Raw genomic sequence first — 14,945 nt, 5'->3', positions numbered from 1 at the left:
TTTTTAAATCAATTTAGGGTTTTAATTTGTCGTTATTTTTGTGTCTATCAGCGTCTCGGATGGTTTTCTTTTGCAGATTTTTCTCTAAAGCTTCTGTTAAATTAATACCAGTTTGATTCGCCAGGCAAATTAAAACAAACATTACATCGGCCATCTCATCGGCAAGATTTACATCTTCATCACTTTTTTTGAAAGATTGCTCCCCGTATTTTCTAGCCATAATACGGGCAACTTCACCAACTTCCTCCATTAAAATGGCAGTATTAGTTAACTCATTAAAATAACGGATCCCAGTTGTATTAATCCAATTATCTACTGTTTGCTGTGCTTCATTAATGGTCATTTATTCTTTCTTCTATTTCTGAATTCAATCTTTTATTTATGTCTACCTTGGCGTCTTCAAATAAAAAAACTGTGGCACCCTTCTCTCTTGCCCATCGATTTTTTATTTCACCTATTTTAGTTGTCTTATTAAAAAACGGACGAGGCTTTTCACCCTCTCGCTCACTTACGCTGCCATCAACTATTAAAATTAAATCATTAATAGGCTTATCCATTCTAAACCAATAAAGATAATCGGCATTGTAAGATACGGCATTAATATTTTGATATTTTGAATAATAATTAATTGCACCTGCCTGTCCGTAATTGTCGGCTCGCACAACAACTGCCGATTTATCCTTTATTTTCGCGTATGCAGAATCTACTATCTGCGCAAGCTCTTTCCAACCCTGCATATCTGCATAATCTTGTGGCAAATCATGATTTTTTCCGTCTTCCCAGCGTAAAGCACCAACCCTTTCAAATCGCTTATGGTTTGCCATTATTTTTTCGGGCGCATAAACAGGCATTACCAGTGGGGTGATATAAGCAAATGAGCCAGTTATAAATAATATCAGTAAAGATGGAAGAATCCATTTTCGCTCCATAAGTTTACTGATATAAACACTTCCGAAGGCAAGTAAAACAGGATACAAACCCAAAGCGTAATAAGCCTTAGCCTTAAAGTAGCTAAAAATAATTAACGTAAAAATATAGGCTAAAAACACCCATAAGTATTTCTTGAACGGTTTATAAAATAAAAATCCAACGAAGGCGGCTAAGAGCACAAAAATATCACTAACAAAAAACAGGATTTGTTCCTTAAAAAAATCAGCTCGCTTTATGTTTACCAATTGCGTTTCGCTTAGTTCTTTCATGTGACTAATAACAGGGAAATTATGAGCGATTTGCCAGAGTATGTTCGGCAAAATTAGTAACAGCGCCAACCCTATTGCAAAATATAAATGCTTGGTAACAAAAACTTTTCTGTTAGGCGTAATTAAAACTGCAGGCAAAATCCCTAATATCAGAAAAAGGACATTGTATTTATTCAAAAATCCTAAAGCACCCCAAATGGCGAAATAATAAAGATAATGGGGTTTGTTATCATCTTCGAAATAAATAATCAAATAATAAAACATGGCTGTCCAGGCCAAAACATCGAAAGAATTCGGCTGATAAAGAATATTAAGTCTTAAGTAAGATGAGCATATAAAAGCTATCGCGAGCAAACATTTAGCGTAAAAACTTCCTTTTAACTTATCTACAACTAACCAAGCAAAAACCATTGTTAGTGCCCCGAAAAGTGCTGGAAAAAATTTAACCCAAAATATCCCATTACCCAAAAATTTAATAATTAGAGAAAATAAAGATGTTAGTGGAGGAACTGACGTAAAACCAGCAGCCAAATGATTAGCTTGATCTAAATGCAAAAACTCGTCTCGATGGAGTTCGTAAGCACCATTAACCAAAACATAGCTCAAAACGAATTTCAATAGAATGAAAAATAATAGAAAAAGTAGTTCTTGATAATCAGATTTCGAGCGCTTCATTTTACTCCTTATTTTTAGTATCGATTAAAATGGTAACTGGTCCATCATTTAATAAACTTACTTTCATATCTGCACCAAAAATTCCAGTTTCAATCTTTTTTCCAAGTAAATCACTTAATTTTTCAATCATTTTTTCATAAAGCGGAATGGCAACATCTGGTCTCGCGGCTTTGGTAAAACCTGGGCGATTGCCCTTTTTTGTTGCTGCAAAAAGCGTAAACTGACTTATCAAAAGAATATTGCCACCTACATCAGCAAGTGCTTTATTCATTAAATCGTTTTCATCAGCGAAAACACGCATACCAACAATCTTTTGAGCAAGCCAATCTAAATCCTCAGTTGTATCAGCATCTTCAATTCCTAAAAGAACTAAAAATCCTATTTCAATTTGGCCCGTTATATTTCCATCAACAACGCAACTTGCCTGTGTAACTCTTTGTAAAACTGCACGCATTTTATACTATTTTTGGGATTCAGATTAATATGCGCAAGATAAGTATTTTAGTAGTTATAGCACTTTTGTTTACCGCCTGTAAACAAAAGTTTACCGTACACTCTACCTTTTATTTTTGGCGAACCCAATATAAAAATCAAAAAACCGAAACCGAATACCTCAATCATTTTAAATCAAAATCTTTATATGTACGCATTATGGATATTGATTTAAATTCCGATACACAAGAGCCAGCCCCAGTTTCGCCAATAACGTTTAAAGATTCTCTTCCGAGTAAAATTGATATTGTACCTGTAGTTTATATTGTAAATAACGTTTTTAATAATCTGGATGAAAACCAAACAAAGTTACTGGCCAACCGAACGGCAAAATTTGTTGATGCAAAAGTTAAACAGAGTGGAAAACAAAATTACAAAGAAATACAAATTGATTGCGATTGGACACAAACAACAAGAGATAAATATTTCAACTTTCTAAAACTATTAGAGCAGGCACCAATATTCAAAGGGAAAGAGATTTCGGTTACTTTAAGGCTACATCAAGTCAAAAACCTGATTTCAAATGGTATTCCGCCTGTAAAAAAAGTAATGTTAATGTGTTACAACATGGGCAATCTTCGAAAATATGGCGAGCAAAATTCTATTTTAGATATGAATGAAATGGAAGTTTATTTAAAAGATAAGCTTAAAAGTTATCCATTAAAAATCGATGTTGCATTACCGCTTTTCAGCTGGGCTGTTATTTTCCGAAAACAGCAATACGCAGGTATTTCAAAACATATAAATAAAGAAGAATTAAATAACACAAAGCTTTTCAGCCGAAGAAAAAACACCATTCTTTATGATTTATTGATAGATTATCCTGCAGCTGGATTAAAGAAAAATGATGTGGTTAGATGGGAAGAAATTTCTACCGAAGATTTACTTGCAACATCCAGTTTTTTATCCCGATATTTAAAACCAGAAGAACGAAATCTCGTCTTCTATCATCTCGATACCGACCTTTTAAAAACATTTAAGCATGAAAACCTTCAAAAAGTTATCGATAATTTTTAGTTTCTTTTTTTTAGCCTTTTTTGGTGAAATCGCAATTAATGTTGCCTGTGGTGGCGAAATTGATCCTTACGATTATTACGTTTCTTATTTTCATAATAATACACAAGGTGATGAATATAGTGCATTTGCCTTTACCGAAATGGCGTATTTATATAGTGATTACGAAATGGAAAGTGAATCGGATATAAATAGCAACGAGTGGGCTAAATACCTAAATGTAAAAGCTGCTGATGTTTATCATGTTATGTACGCCAGCGATAGCGCAACGAGTGTTCTTCTTTCTAAATACAATACCAAAACGAGCTTACCAGACAGTTTAAGCAAAAATTCATTTTTAGCAGGTTTAGCTAAAAATAAAGAAGCCTTGAATTATTTTCTGTATGCAAAAAGTTGCGAGCCTTTGGCTAATGCAAGTTGGAATCAGTGGAATCCCGAACCTCGAGATTTAGGCGCCATGGTAGAAAAGGCGGATGAAGGTTTAAATTTAATCGCCAGTGAAAAAGACGATTTTTTAAAGCTGCGTTATGCTTATCAAACGGCAAGAATGTTTCATTATGCAGCTCAATATCAAGATTGTAAAAGCGTTTACGAGAAATTTATAAAAACCAACAAAAGTAAAAGTGCTGCAAAAGGCTGGGCAGAAGCGCTGTATGCAGGTTCGGTTCGTAAATCTGGCAATCCCGAAGAAGCAGCGTACTTATTTTCTAAAGTTTTCGCTAGTAATCCCGAGCGTCGTGTGCAGGCTTATAAAAACTATTATTACACCAGTTCGCCATTAACTAGTGTGTTAAAATATGCTAAAAGCGATGCAGATAAAACTAACATTTGGGCTATAAATGGCTTTGGCAATGCCGATGCTGATGTAGAAAGTTTAGAAAAGGTTTACGAATATAATCCGAAGAGTTTATTAAATGGTTCGCTTTTAGTGCGTGAGGTAAATAAACTAGAAAAAAATTTAATTGAAAATAGTGATATCGCTAAAATCGGTTATAACTACTATTTTTCGGGTTACGGAAACGGTGGCAAATATAAAGACAGCATTCGTAATGTTAATTTGAAGCACCTAAATCAAATTAAAAATTTTTCGGTAAAAATGGCAACCGAAAAGAAATACCCTCAACCAGCTTTAGGCACTTTAACCGCTGCTTATTTATCGTGGATGGAAAACCAAGACGCTCATGCTTTAAATTACTTAGGTACGCTAAATGCAGATAAATTACCAGAAAGATTACGTGATCAGTATAGGATTATCGACCTTTTAATTAAATCTAAGGGAATTAAAAAAGGAAATCCATTTAATGAAAATGATTTATTACCAGCCTTAAAATGGTTAGATGAGAAAAGATTTGAAGAAAATAGGGAGCAAGAAAAAAATCAAAATTATTCATACGATCGGACTGGTAATGGTGGCAGTCGTTTTACCCTAACCACACGAAATTTTTATCAACAAATTTTAGCACCTGCTTATTTAAAAATGGGTGATACAGCGAAGGCTGCATTGGCGATGGTTAAAGGTGACTTAATATATAAAACGGTAAGTGATAACTCCCTTTTTAAAAATATGAGCTATCAAACCACTTCGTTTTGGCAAAAATACTTGAGTCCTAAAAGTATGCAGAACTTAGCCAATCTAAAAAATGCACCAGCTTCAAACAATGTTATAAGTTTGCTTTCAAAAGCTTTAAATCAACTTAAAAATGATGATTTCTACGAACTTTACGGAACTACCTATTTACGCACTCATAATTATGCAAAAGCGATAGAAATGTTCAATAAAGTATCGCCAAATTATAATTACTTCGCTCCCGAAAACTGGTATGCCAGTGAAAGTGAAACTAAACTTTACGCCAATCCATTTATTGAAACTGTAAATGATTATCCAAAACAATATGTAGCTGCAAAAGCATCAATTACCAAAAAAGCATTTGCAGCAGAGATGCTTCGTTTGCAAAAATTAACTGTAAGTGATAAGAAAAATGCTGCTTTGTATTACTACAAAATGGCGAATGCGGTATATCAAACAGGTTATTTTGGCAACAGTTGGTTTTTAATCAGCTACGATTGGTCGTCGGATGATAATTATAATCCAGCCAAATACGTTTACGATGCCGATTACAAGAAAGCGCAAACTGCAAAAAACTGGTATTTAAAAGCAAGAGCTTTAAGTACTAATGCCGATTTTAAAGCAAAATGCACTTTTATGTTAGCGAAATGCGCTCAAAAACAAATCATAATGAATTACAATAATGTTTCGTTAAGTTATTACGATACAAAAGATGTAAAGTATAAGGATTTTTTAAAGGCGAACTACAATAACCCTTATTTTAAAGAGCTGAAGTTAAAATATGCTAAAACTCAATTTTATGCGGTTGCCGAAAGTGAATGCAGCTATATGAAAGATTTTATTTCGCCTCGTATTAACAAAGGTGAATAGATTTTAAATCAAAATTGGGCAGGAATTTTGCCCAATTTTGATTCGAGTGTTTTGAAGATTATCTTTTAGCTTTCGCGTTAATGCCTTGTATCGTTACCGTGATAAATGCTTAAATAACTTTCATATCTTGAGATCGCAATTTCATCGTTATTTACGGCTTCAATTACTGCACAACCAGGCTCATTAACGTGCTTGCAGTTATTAAAGCGGCAATTGTGCGAAGTTTTAAAAATCTCTCGGAAGAAATGCCCCAATTCTTCTTTTTCGATATCGATAACACCAAGCTCTCTAATTCCAGGCGTATCTACAATAAAACCACCCTGTGGCAACTCGAACATTTCGGCAAAAGTTGTGGTATGTTGTCCTTTATCACTCCAGTCAGAAACCTCGCCTGTACGCAAATCCCTATCGGGTAAAAGTGCATTAATTAAACTCGATTTACCTACACCCGAGTGACCAGAAATCAAAGTTATTTTATCAGTAATTAGCTCTTGAATAACTGGAATATTAATACCCTTTGTTGCCGAAACCTGATAACATGGATAGCCAATATTTTCGTAAATATTTTTAAACTCTTGTAGAATTTCCAAGCCCTCTTTACTAAACAAATCAAGTTTATTAAATACCAAAACAGCAGGAACATCGTATGCCTCGGCAGTAACTAAAAACCTATCGATAAAGCCTAAGGAAGTTCTTGGCGATGCAAGTGTAACCACTAAAATAGCCATATCTAAGTTAGCTGCAAGAATTTGAGCCTGTTTACTTAAATTAATCGACTTACGAATAATATAGTTTTTTCTCGGTAGCAATTCATTAATTAATCCCTGATTACTATCTTTTTCGAGGTCGAACTTAACCCGATCGCCAACCGCAATCGGATTGGTTGTTTTAATTCCTTTAATTCTGAATTTACCTACAATACGGCAATTGTAGCGTTCGCCATCATCGGCTAAAACACTATACCAACTTCCAGTAGATTTAATAACTAAGCCATGCATATTTGCAGTAAAGGTAATAATAAGCGATGGTAAAATGGAGGATGTAAAATGTAAAGTCGTTTTTTGATTAGAAAATAGATCGACGGCAAAAGCCTTATTCGGAAAGTTTTTAAATGAATTCTGAAAGCTAAAATAAAACATTTCCCTTTTTAGTAGCTTTACAAAATATTAATTATACGTCTTATCAGTTTTATGTCGAAATCGAAAAATAATGTTGCCCTTTTAGTTCATGCCTGCGACCGTTATGAATTTCTCTATAAAGGTTTCGATTTTTTCTTTTCCAGAAACTGGGATTTCAATATTCCATGTCATTATTACTTCGCTACCGAGATTAAAAATGCGAAGGTTAACGGTTTCACAAATATTAAATCGGGAAAAGGCGAATGGGCTGATCGACTTGCGACTTTACTGAGGAGTATTGATGAAGAATACGTTCTCTATTTTCAAGAAGATATGTGGTTGAGTAAACCTGTTGATAAAAGTTTTTTTAACCAATTATTCGACTTTGCAGATCAAAATGCTTGCAACCAGATAAAACTTCATAGTTCTGATGTTTACACAACTAAACAAACTGAAAATTTTATCGATGGATTTAATATTACAGAAATTGACAACAAGGCATCACATTTTTTAATGTCGCACCAGGTTACACTTTGGAAAAAAGATTTTTTACTAGCTCAGCTTTATAAAAAAGAACATCCCTGGCGAAATGAGCGAAAAGGTACTAAACGATTAAAAACACTAAATCCTTTAATCCAGCATGTAGATTACTTCTCAGAAAACGGTTCGTTAGAAATTAATCAAAATAAAAAGCCAATTAAACGAAGTGAATATTTTGCAGTTTCATTTAACAGCACATTGAATCATAATGCACTTCGCTTTATAGAAATACTAAAATCTGGCACTAAAGCCGAAAAAGATTACGCTAAAGACTTACAAAACCATTTCGAAAACGGATTAACGCATGATGGAAAGCCAAAACCAAAAAAGGTAGATTTATTTAAGAAATTTAAAACCTGGTTTCTGCAAAGAAAGGGTTAATTACTGGTTCTATAATTCAGGTTACTTTTGAACTTTCCAGCCTTCGTCTTTACTTAATTTAAGTTTGTAAGTTTTGGTAATGAAGTTGCTGTTTTCGCTTCCATCTTTATCAAACGGAGCAAAATCGGTATTTACCTTTTTAAGCGAAACGGTAACCTTAGCTGTGCTTGAATTTACCTGAGAAAAATCAACGGGCTTTTCATCGCTAAGCACATACTCAACAACTTTTACAGTTGCTTTATCGTTGTCTTGCTTTAAAACTAAAGGACTAGCCTGTTCGGTTAAAGTAATTTGATAAACAAAGCTACTATCGCTAGATAAGAATTTTTTGTTTGACTCTTTTAATGTTAATGCAACAAGCCCTTTTGCAGCTAAAGCTTTATACTTCACTAAATCAACTTTATCATTTTTGCTGCTGAATTTTATTTCACCGAACCTAAAATGGGTTGTTTTATACTCAGGATTGGCTTTCAGATAATCTGTAATTACCGAACCGGCTTCATCTTGATTAATGGTGGTTTTTGTTTTACATCCAGCAAAGCTGATTACAATAACAGACAAAATATAGATAGTAAGTTTTTTCATAGTAAATGCTTTATGCGTTTTAAAGATATTTATTTTTAGGCTAACCGCAAAGAACGTAAAGTGTTTCACAAATAAAGTTTAGAAATTTGGTTAGACGCGAGGAACACAATTTCTTCAACAACCTCCTTAATTAAATTATGTTTAAAATACCTAAGATACTCTTCGGTGTATTGGGTGGTAAATTAAGATTTTTTCAAAAACTTTAAGTTTGGTAACACCATCGCTGATAAAATTACGGCTACACCAACCCAACGTAAAAACGAAACCTGCTCTTGCAAAACAAAACCAGCCATCATTACTGCCACGGGCAATTCTGCTGCGCTTAAAATAGAGCTTAATGCTGTGCCGATTTTAGGTACACCTTCAGCGTAAAATAAAGGCGGAATTACTGTCCCGAAAATGGCAATTATTAATCCCCACTTTAATAAACTACCACTTAAAGCACCGTTAAATAAAAATACTGGTGGAAAAATAATGAAGATTAAAATACATGCTCCTGTAATCATCAAGGCACTTTTTTTAAGCGGTGGATATTCATTACCGATTTTTCCGCTAAGCATTAAAAATCCTGCATAAGAAATTGCAGCCAGTAAGCCGAAACCAATTCCTGTCAGATTTAAGCTGCCAATGTTTGTTTCAATCATTCCACTTGCCAAAACAGTTCCACCCAAAACTAGTAAAATGGCTAAAAATTGTAATGTAGATGGTTTCTTTTTGAAAATGATAAATTCAAGTAAAATGCTCATCCAAATAAATTGCATCAGCAAAATTATAGCAACCGAATTTGGAACCAGTTTTACGCATTGATAATAAAAAACACTGACAAGTCCTGTACAGGTTCCTGCTAAAACCATTTTCCACCAAGGTGTTATAATTGTAATTTCTTTAGCTTTATATTGCGAAGTTCTGCTTTGAAAGAAGAACAAAATCCATAAAATTACAGCACCAAAAAATGCCTGTGCCCCTGTTACATCGCCTAAAGTGTAACCTTCGTGATAAGCAAGTTTTACAAAAGTAGACAAGATGCCGAAACTACAGGCACCAAAAAAAACAAGGAGAATTCCTTTTAACATTAAAATTATTAATTATAGAGTATCAAGACATAATCATTAGAACTGTAAGGTAAAAAGTTCAATGAGAAAAAGCTTTTGTCTTTTAGCTTTGAACTTATATAAGTTGTTGTAAATATTTTTGAACGGTTGTTTCTAAGCCTAAATAAAGTGCATCGCTAATTAGCGCATGACCAATAGAAACCTCTAATAAGCCAGGAATACTCTGAGCAAAGTAATGCAGATTGTGTAAATCTAAATCATGGCCTGCATTAATTCCTAAACCTAATTTATTGGCATGGTGCGCCGCAGCAATATAATTTACAATCGCCTTTTCGCGATCGGCAAAGTAATTTTGTGCGTAAGCTTCGGTATATAATTCTATTCTATCGGTTCCAGTTTCTACTGCACCTTCAACCATCTCAACAACTGGATCTACAAAAATTGATACACGAATGCTTTCCTTTTGGAAAACGGCAACCATTTCTTTTAAATAATCTTTGTATTTAACAGTATCCCATCCATGGTTCGAAGTAATCTGACCTTCAGCATCTGGCACTAAAGTAACTTGAGCAGGTTTATTTGCTAAAACTAAATCTACAAATTTATCTTCACGGCAATTTCCTTCGATATTAAGTTCTGTTGCAATAACAGCCTTTAAATCGTAAACATCCTGATAACGAATATGGCGTTCATCGGGACGAGGATGCACTGTAATTCCTTGCGCACCGAAACGCTCGCAATCCAATGCAACTTTAACCAAATCAGGATTATTACCTCCACGACTGTTACGAAGTGTTGCAATTTTATTGATGTTAACCGATAACTTTGTCATGCATCAAAGATAATGCTTTGGCTTTGTTAATCGGAAATCTTCAAGAAATTTGACTTTTTTTTGCTCATATTTGTTCAAATCAAGATGAATTTAAAGGATACAACATTATATAAATTCCTAATCGTTTTACTTGTTTTGGCAAGTATCCCCGCATTATTTAGTGGCGTAATGGAACCTGATGGAGCGTTATACGCTTCTATGTCGAAAAACATAATTTTATTTAAAGATTGGTTTAATCTTTATGGCCGTGGAGCAGATTGGCTAGACAAGCCACATTTAACTTTCTGGCTGGCTGCAACATCTTTTAAAATATTCGGAATATCTGCTTTTGCTTATAAATTGCCCTCGTTTCTTTTTGGGTTGCTTGGCACCTGGTATTTATATAAACTAGCCAAAGATATTTACGATGCAAAAACAGGCTTAATATCTGCTGTAATTTTTTTAAGCGCACTCCATATTATCACATCTACGTTTGATGTACGTGCAGAAATTTATATCACCACTTTTACATTAGCTTCAATTTACCATTACTATAAAGCGCACAAAGGCTCGTTTTGGCATGTGGTTGCGGGTTCGTTTTTTGCCGCCTGCGCCATTATGATTAAAGGCATTTTCGTTCTTATACCTGTATTTGCAGGCTTTATTATTTACTGGTTATTTACTAAACAGTATAAACAATTATGGCAACCTAAATGGTGGATAGCAATTCTAGCAATTTTCGTTTTTATTACCCCAGAGCTTTATTCGCTTTACACCCAATTCGATTTACACCCTGAAAAGATTGTATTAGAGAGAACGGGGGTTTCGGGATTAAAATTTTTCTTCTGGGATAGCCAATTTGGTCGTTTCTTTAACAGCGGCCCAATAAAAGGGAAAGGCGATATTTCTTTCTTTTTGCACACCACACTTTGGGCTTTTTTACCATGGTCGATATTATTTTATACGGCAGTTGTAAATTTATTTAAAAGGAAAAACAGGGTTAATTTAGCGCCCGAAAGCATTATGATTTGGGCAAGTGCAGCAGTTACTTTCTTAATTTTCTCCCTTTCGAAATTTCAGTTACCCCATTATATTTTAATTATTTTCCCTCAATTTTCGATTATCACGGCTTTGTATTTAAAGAAATTAGAAGAAAGAGGATTAAAGATTTTCTTTACTGTGCAAAGCATTCTTTTTGTATTGATTATTGCACTACTATCCGCTTTAAGTTTTTTCTATGATTTTGAAAACCCTTATTTAATTGTTGGAATTTTAGTGATCGTTTTAGCAGCTGCATTTTTATTGTTTAAAGGCGTTAAATTAGAAACCATTATTGCCAGAAGCGCATTTGCATCTGTTGGTTTGATGCTTTTCTTATTTATTTTCTTTTACCCTGCCTTAATGAAATATCAATCGGGAAGTGAGGCTGGAGAATGGCTAAAGAAAAATTATCCGACAGCAAAACCTGCGGTTTTAAATTATATTGATGCATTTTCTTTTGATTTTTATGCGCCTGGTGAAGTGAAATATCTTCATAATTATGGCGATTTGGATAAAATTAAAAGCACGCAAGATTTGGTAATCTATGTACCAGAAACTGAATTATTAAAATTAAAAACCGAATACAATGCCGAAGTTTTAAAATCGTTTGAATATTTTCACATTACAAAATTGACTGGAAAATTTTTAAATGCTCAAACTCGTAATCAAGTTTTAGAGCACTTTTATTTGGTTAAACTAAATTAGTATGGATTTAATTTTTCGCATTATAAAATTTGGATTGACTGGCCTTTTAGGCATGGCAATAGATTTTGGTGCGACATGGCTTTGTAAAGAGAAATTAAAAATTAATAAATACATTTCCAATGCAATTGGTTTTACATTAGCTGTAACTAATAATTACTTAATAAATCGCGTTTGGACTTTCCAAAGTACCAACGCTCATTGGGGAACTGAGTTTAGTAAATTTTTAATAGTAAGTTTAATTGGCTTAGGCTTAAATACATTTATAATTTACCTTTTTCATCAACGTAAAAACGGAACAAATTTTTATGTAGCTAAATGTTTTGCAATTTTAATTGTATTTGTATGGAATTTTTTGGCGAATATGTTATTTACGTTTAAGTAACGTTTTTGCCAATAAAGTAGAATACAACAAGCCAAACCAAGCCCTTAATTAGGAAGAATAGGAAACCAATTAATCCTACACGTTTAAACCATAATTTTACTTTTTCTTTATTCATTACCTTAATGGTAAAGATAAAGGATTTAAGATAAATTAGAAAGATTTTAAATAAGGAATATGGAATTATCTAAAACGCTGCTCAGCGCAATTTCTTTGATATGCTTATGCTCAGGTAATCTTTTTGCACAGAATTTCGATGCTATTAAACGTTATAAAGTAAACTACTCATTAGCGGCCAAAGGAGATGAAAAGCTATTAGCCATTCGAAGTTTTATAAATAATAATCAGAAATATTTATTATTGGTTAATACACAAACTTTAAATACTAAGGTTGATTTGGCGGATAACTATTCACTAAACAATTTAGAGTATGGTAACGTGTTAGCGATTTTTAAAAACACAGTATATATAAAATCTTTAGAAGAAGCTGCTGAAAAAGATATTCAACTACAAAATGCAGGGATAGATCATTCTATTCCTAACGAAAAAGGAATTGCTTTAACAATTGATCTCTGTCCCTCTCATAAAGATTTAGATCGGATTATTTTTCAATCGGTTTTTGATGAATTTAAAAAGATAGAGCAGCCAGCTCCACTCGCTGTTTCAGTTTCTGGTAAGTGGATTTTAAAACACCAAAATGATTTAAGCTGGTTGAAAAATTTGGTGGAGAAGAAAGAATTGAACATTACTTGGGTAAATCACTCTTATAATCATGAAGTAAATAATCTGCCGTTAGCAGAGAACTTTCTTTTAGCATCTGGAACGAATTTAGATATTGAAGTTTTAGAAAACGAGAAGCTGATGCTTAAGAATGGTTTAGTTCCTTCGGTTTTTTTTCGTTTCCCTGGTTTGGTATCGGATAAAACAATAGTTCAGAAAATAGAACAGTATGGATTAATTCCTATTGGAAGTGATGCATGGTTAGCTAAAGGTCAGCAACCAAATGCTGGCAGCATTGTACTTATTCATGGCAATGGTAACGAAGAAATTGGTGTAAAAGATTTTATTCAATTATTAAAAAATAAGCAGGCTGATGTTCAAAACAAACAATGGCTTTTGTTTGATTTAAGACAGGGTTTAGAAAAGGAGTTTTAGCTTATCTATTATAAGAATATATAAAACTCATGCTGGGTTTATCCTTCAAAATAAAAAATTTATTTCTTAACAGGTAGCAAAGTAATTGCACTTGCTTTAAAGCGGTTATTTACAATTTCGCCAGTCACTTCTGCTTTGCTTACTGCATTACAAAAACCATGTTCGCCATGTGCATCGCCGAAATCATCGATATTTTTACCATCAACAAAATAAGGTTTACCATCGATTTTGATGGCCAGTTCGCAGTCTTTGCCTTTCATTTTAAATTGGCACTCTCCACAAGCAATATCTACCACCTGTTTCGTTATTACTTTATTTGTTGATGCTTTTTTTTGTGCAGTTTGAGCATTTGCAGCAAAAGCAAATACACTAATAAACATTGCAAAGAATAAGTTTTTCATGAATTTTATTTTTTTATAAATGTAGGTTTTTAGCCAGCAAAATAATTACTGTATTTTGTAAAATAAACTTAGAAATGAAAGCCTTAGCATTCAATGCTGATAATTTAATCATCTTCTAAATCAGCAAATGCTGGGCGATTATTTACAGCGTTTTTAAAAAAAATTTAAACTCGGTGTGGAATTTGCTTTGGATTTACATCATTACAACACACACAAAGAAAAACAGAATTATGAAAAAGTTAATAGCAATTGCACTCGTTGCATTTTTAGGTTTATCAACCGCCATGGCACAACAAGTAGATTTACGCAAGAAAATTAATGTTAGCGGTTCGGCAGAAACCGAAGTTACGCCCGATATTATTTACATTGGAATTTCGCTTAAAGAGTATTTAAATGGAAAGAAAAAAACAGAAATTACCGAGTTAGAAAAACAATTGTATGCAGCTGTTCAAAAAGCAGGAATTGCAAAAGAAAACTTAACAGTAAGTAACCTAAGCAGTTGGAATTATGCTACAGAGAAAAAGAAAAACCCTGATTTTTTAGCAAGCAAACAATACCGTTTGAAAGTTAGTGATCTTAACAAGTTTAATACAATTTTAGAGGCAATCGATGCTAAAGGAATTGCCAGTACAAACATTGAAAGTTATGATTATTCGAAAATTGAAAGCTTAAAAAAAGACTTAAAAATTAAAGCGCTTTTAGCTGCAAAAGAAAAAGCTGTTTATATGGTAGAAGCGCTAGGCGAAAAATTAGGTGGTGTAATTGATATACAAGATGGTGGAGACAATGTAATACAACCTGTTTACAGAAACTATATGATGAAATCGGCAATGGCCGAATCTGCTGATACAGCTCCTGAAATTGATTTTAAAAAAATAAAGTTAAACTTCACTGTTAATGCGGTTTTCGAGATTAAGTAATATTTAACATTTTAATTAACGCTTTTTACAACCTACCAGA

At 33.4% G+C, this 14,945-nt stretch carries 15 protein-coding genes; 7 read left to right on the top strand and 8 right to left on the bottom strand.

Going from position 1 to position 14,945, the window contains the following annotated elements:
• Window positions 1-13: 13 nt before the first annotated feature.
• Genes ABD692_RS10320 through dtd form a run of 3 tightly spaced genes read right to left on the bottom strand, consistent with a single transcriptional unit; the run spans window position 14 to window position 2,328 of the window.
• Window positions 14-343 carry a nucleotide pyrophosphohydrolase gene (locus tag ABD692_RS10320; protein WP_316756005.1) on the bottom strand — a complete coding sequence of 110 codons (330 nt, stop codon included), beginning with the start codon at window positions 341-343 and terminating at the stop codon, window positions 14-16.
• Entirely contained in the window at window positions 333-1,874 is a 1,542-nt protein-coding gene (locus ABD692_RS10315) for a glycosyltransferase family 39 protein (RefSeq protein WP_344766735.1), read from the bottom strand. Before ABD692_RS10315 ends, ABD692_RS10320 begins: the two co-directional genes overlap by 11 nt.
• Window position 1,875: 1 nt before the next feature.
• Window positions 1,876-2,328 (bottom strand): D-aminoacyl-tRNA deacylase, encoded by a 453-nt coding sequence (gene dtd / locus ABD692_RS10310; protein WP_316756002.1) that lies wholly within the window; start codon window positions 2,326-2,328, stop codon window positions 1,876-1,878.
• Between the two features lie 29 nt (window positions 2,329-2,357).
• Between dtd and ABD692_RS10305 the strand changes: the two genes are divergently transcribed.
• Both ABD692_RS10305 and ABD692_RS10300 read left to right on the top strand, forming a co-directional pair.
• Window positions 2,358-3,383, top strand: coding sequence for a hypothetical protein (locus ABD692_RS10305; protein ID WP_316756000.1), 1,026 nt, complete (start codon window positions 2,358-2,360; stop codon window positions 3,381-3,383).
• Complete coding sequence (locus tag ABD692_RS10300) at window positions 3,349-5,817, top strand: hypothetical protein (RefSeq protein WP_344766732.1); 2,469 nt, start codon at window positions 3,349-3,351, stop codon at window positions 5,815-5,817. Before ABD692_RS10305 ends, ABD692_RS10300 begins: the two co-directional genes overlap by 35 nt.
• A 77-nt stretch (window positions 5,818-5,894) precedes the next feature.
• Here the strand turns inward: ABD692_RS10300 and rsgA are convergent, their stop codons facing one another.
• Window positions 5,895-6,815 carry a ribosome small subunit-dependent GTPase A gene (gene rsgA, locus ABD692_RS10295; RefSeq protein WP_316756831.1) on the bottom strand — a complete coding sequence of 307 codons (921 nt, stop codon included), beginning with the start codon at window positions 6,813-6,815 and terminating at the stop codon, window positions 5,895-5,897.
• 192 nt (window positions 6,816-7,007) lie between these two features.
• Between rsgA and ABD692_RS10290 the strand changes: the two genes are divergently transcribed.
• The gene (locus ABD692_RS10290; RefSeq protein ID WP_316755995.1) at window positions 7,008-7,856 is read left to right on the top strand and encodes a hypothetical protein; all 849 of its coding nucleotides are present in this window, start codon (window positions 7,008-7,010) and stop codon (window positions 7,854-7,856) included.
• 21 nt (window positions 7,857-7,877) lie between these two features.
• Here the strand turns inward: ABD692_RS10290 and ABD692_RS10285 are convergent, their stop codons facing one another.
• From ABD692_RS10285 to ABD692_RS10275, 3 genes are all read right to left on the bottom strand, one after another.
• Window positions 7,878-8,441, bottom strand: a complete 564-nt coding sequence (locus ABD692_RS10285; protein ID WP_316755993.1) for a hypothetical protein — start codon at window positions 8,439-8,441, stop codon at window positions 7,878-7,880.
• 182 nt (window positions 8,442-8,623) lie between these two features.
• Window positions 8,624-9,514 carry an EamA family transporter gene (locus ABD692_RS10280; protein WP_316755991.1) on the bottom strand — a complete coding sequence of 297 codons (891 nt, stop codon included), beginning with the start codon at window positions 9,512-9,514 and terminating at the stop codon, window positions 8,624-8,626.
• A 94-nt stretch (window positions 9,515-9,608) separates the two neighbouring features.
• The gene (locus tag ABD692_RS10275) at window positions 9,609-10,325 is read right to left on the bottom strand and encodes a pyridoxine 5'-phosphate synthase (RefSeq protein WP_316755989.1); all 717 of its coding nucleotides are present in this window, start codon (window positions 10,323-10,325) and stop codon (window positions 9,609-9,611) included.
• A gap of 84 nt (window positions 10,326-10,409) precedes the next feature.
• Here ABD692_RS10275 and ABD692_RS10270 point away from each other — a divergent pair, with 84 nt between their 5' ends.
• The 3 genes from ABD692_RS10270 to ABD692_RS10260 all read left to right on the top strand — a co-directional run bounded on the left by ABD692_RS10270 (window position 10,410) and on the right by ABD692_RS10260 (window position 13,584).
• Window positions 10,410-12,050: an ArnT family glycosyltransferase gene (locus ABD692_RS10270; RefSeq protein ID WP_316755987.1), complete on the top strand. Its 1,641-nt coding sequence runs from the start codon at window positions 10,410-10,412 to the stop codon at window positions 12,048-12,050.
• A 1-nt stretch (window position 12,051) separates the two neighbouring features.
• A complete protein-coding gene (locus ABD692_RS10265) occupies window positions 12,052-12,432 on the top strand; it encodes a GtrA family protein (RefSeq protein ID WP_316755985.1) in 381 nt (126 codons plus the stop codon).
• 174 nt (window positions 12,433-12,606) lie between these two features.
• Window positions 12,607-13,584 (top strand): polysaccharide deacetylase family protein, encoded by a 978-nt coding sequence (locus ABD692_RS10260; protein WP_316755983.1) that lies wholly within the window; start codon window positions 12,607-12,609, stop codon window positions 13,582-13,584.
• Window positions 13,585-13,643: 59 nt separating this feature from the next.
• On the opposite strand, the gene ABD692_RS10255 is transcribed toward ABD692_RS10260, so the two are convergent.
• Entirely contained in the window at window positions 13,644-13,985 is a 342-nt protein-coding gene (locus ABD692_RS10255) for a DUF6370 family protein (RefSeq protein ID WP_316755981.1), read from the bottom strand.
• Between the two features lie 230 nt (window positions 13,986-14,215).
• On the opposite strand from ABD692_RS10255, the gene ABD692_RS10250 reads away from it, so the two are divergent.
• Window positions 14,216-14,905 (top strand): SIMPL domain-containing protein, encoded by a 690-nt coding sequence (locus ABD692_RS10250; RefSeq protein WP_316755979.1) that lies wholly within the window; start codon window positions 14,216-14,218, stop codon window positions 14,903-14,905.
• Window positions 14,906-14,945: the final 40 nt, after the last annotated feature.

It is taken from the genome of Pedobacter ginsengiterrae, from assembly GCF_039537385.1.
Taxonomy (GTDB): domain Bacteria; phylum Bacteroidota; class Bacteroidia; order Sphingobacteriales; family Sphingobacteriaceae; genus Pedobacter; species Pedobacter ginsengiterrae.
This window is presented reverse-complemented; position numbering and strand designations above follow the sequence as displayed.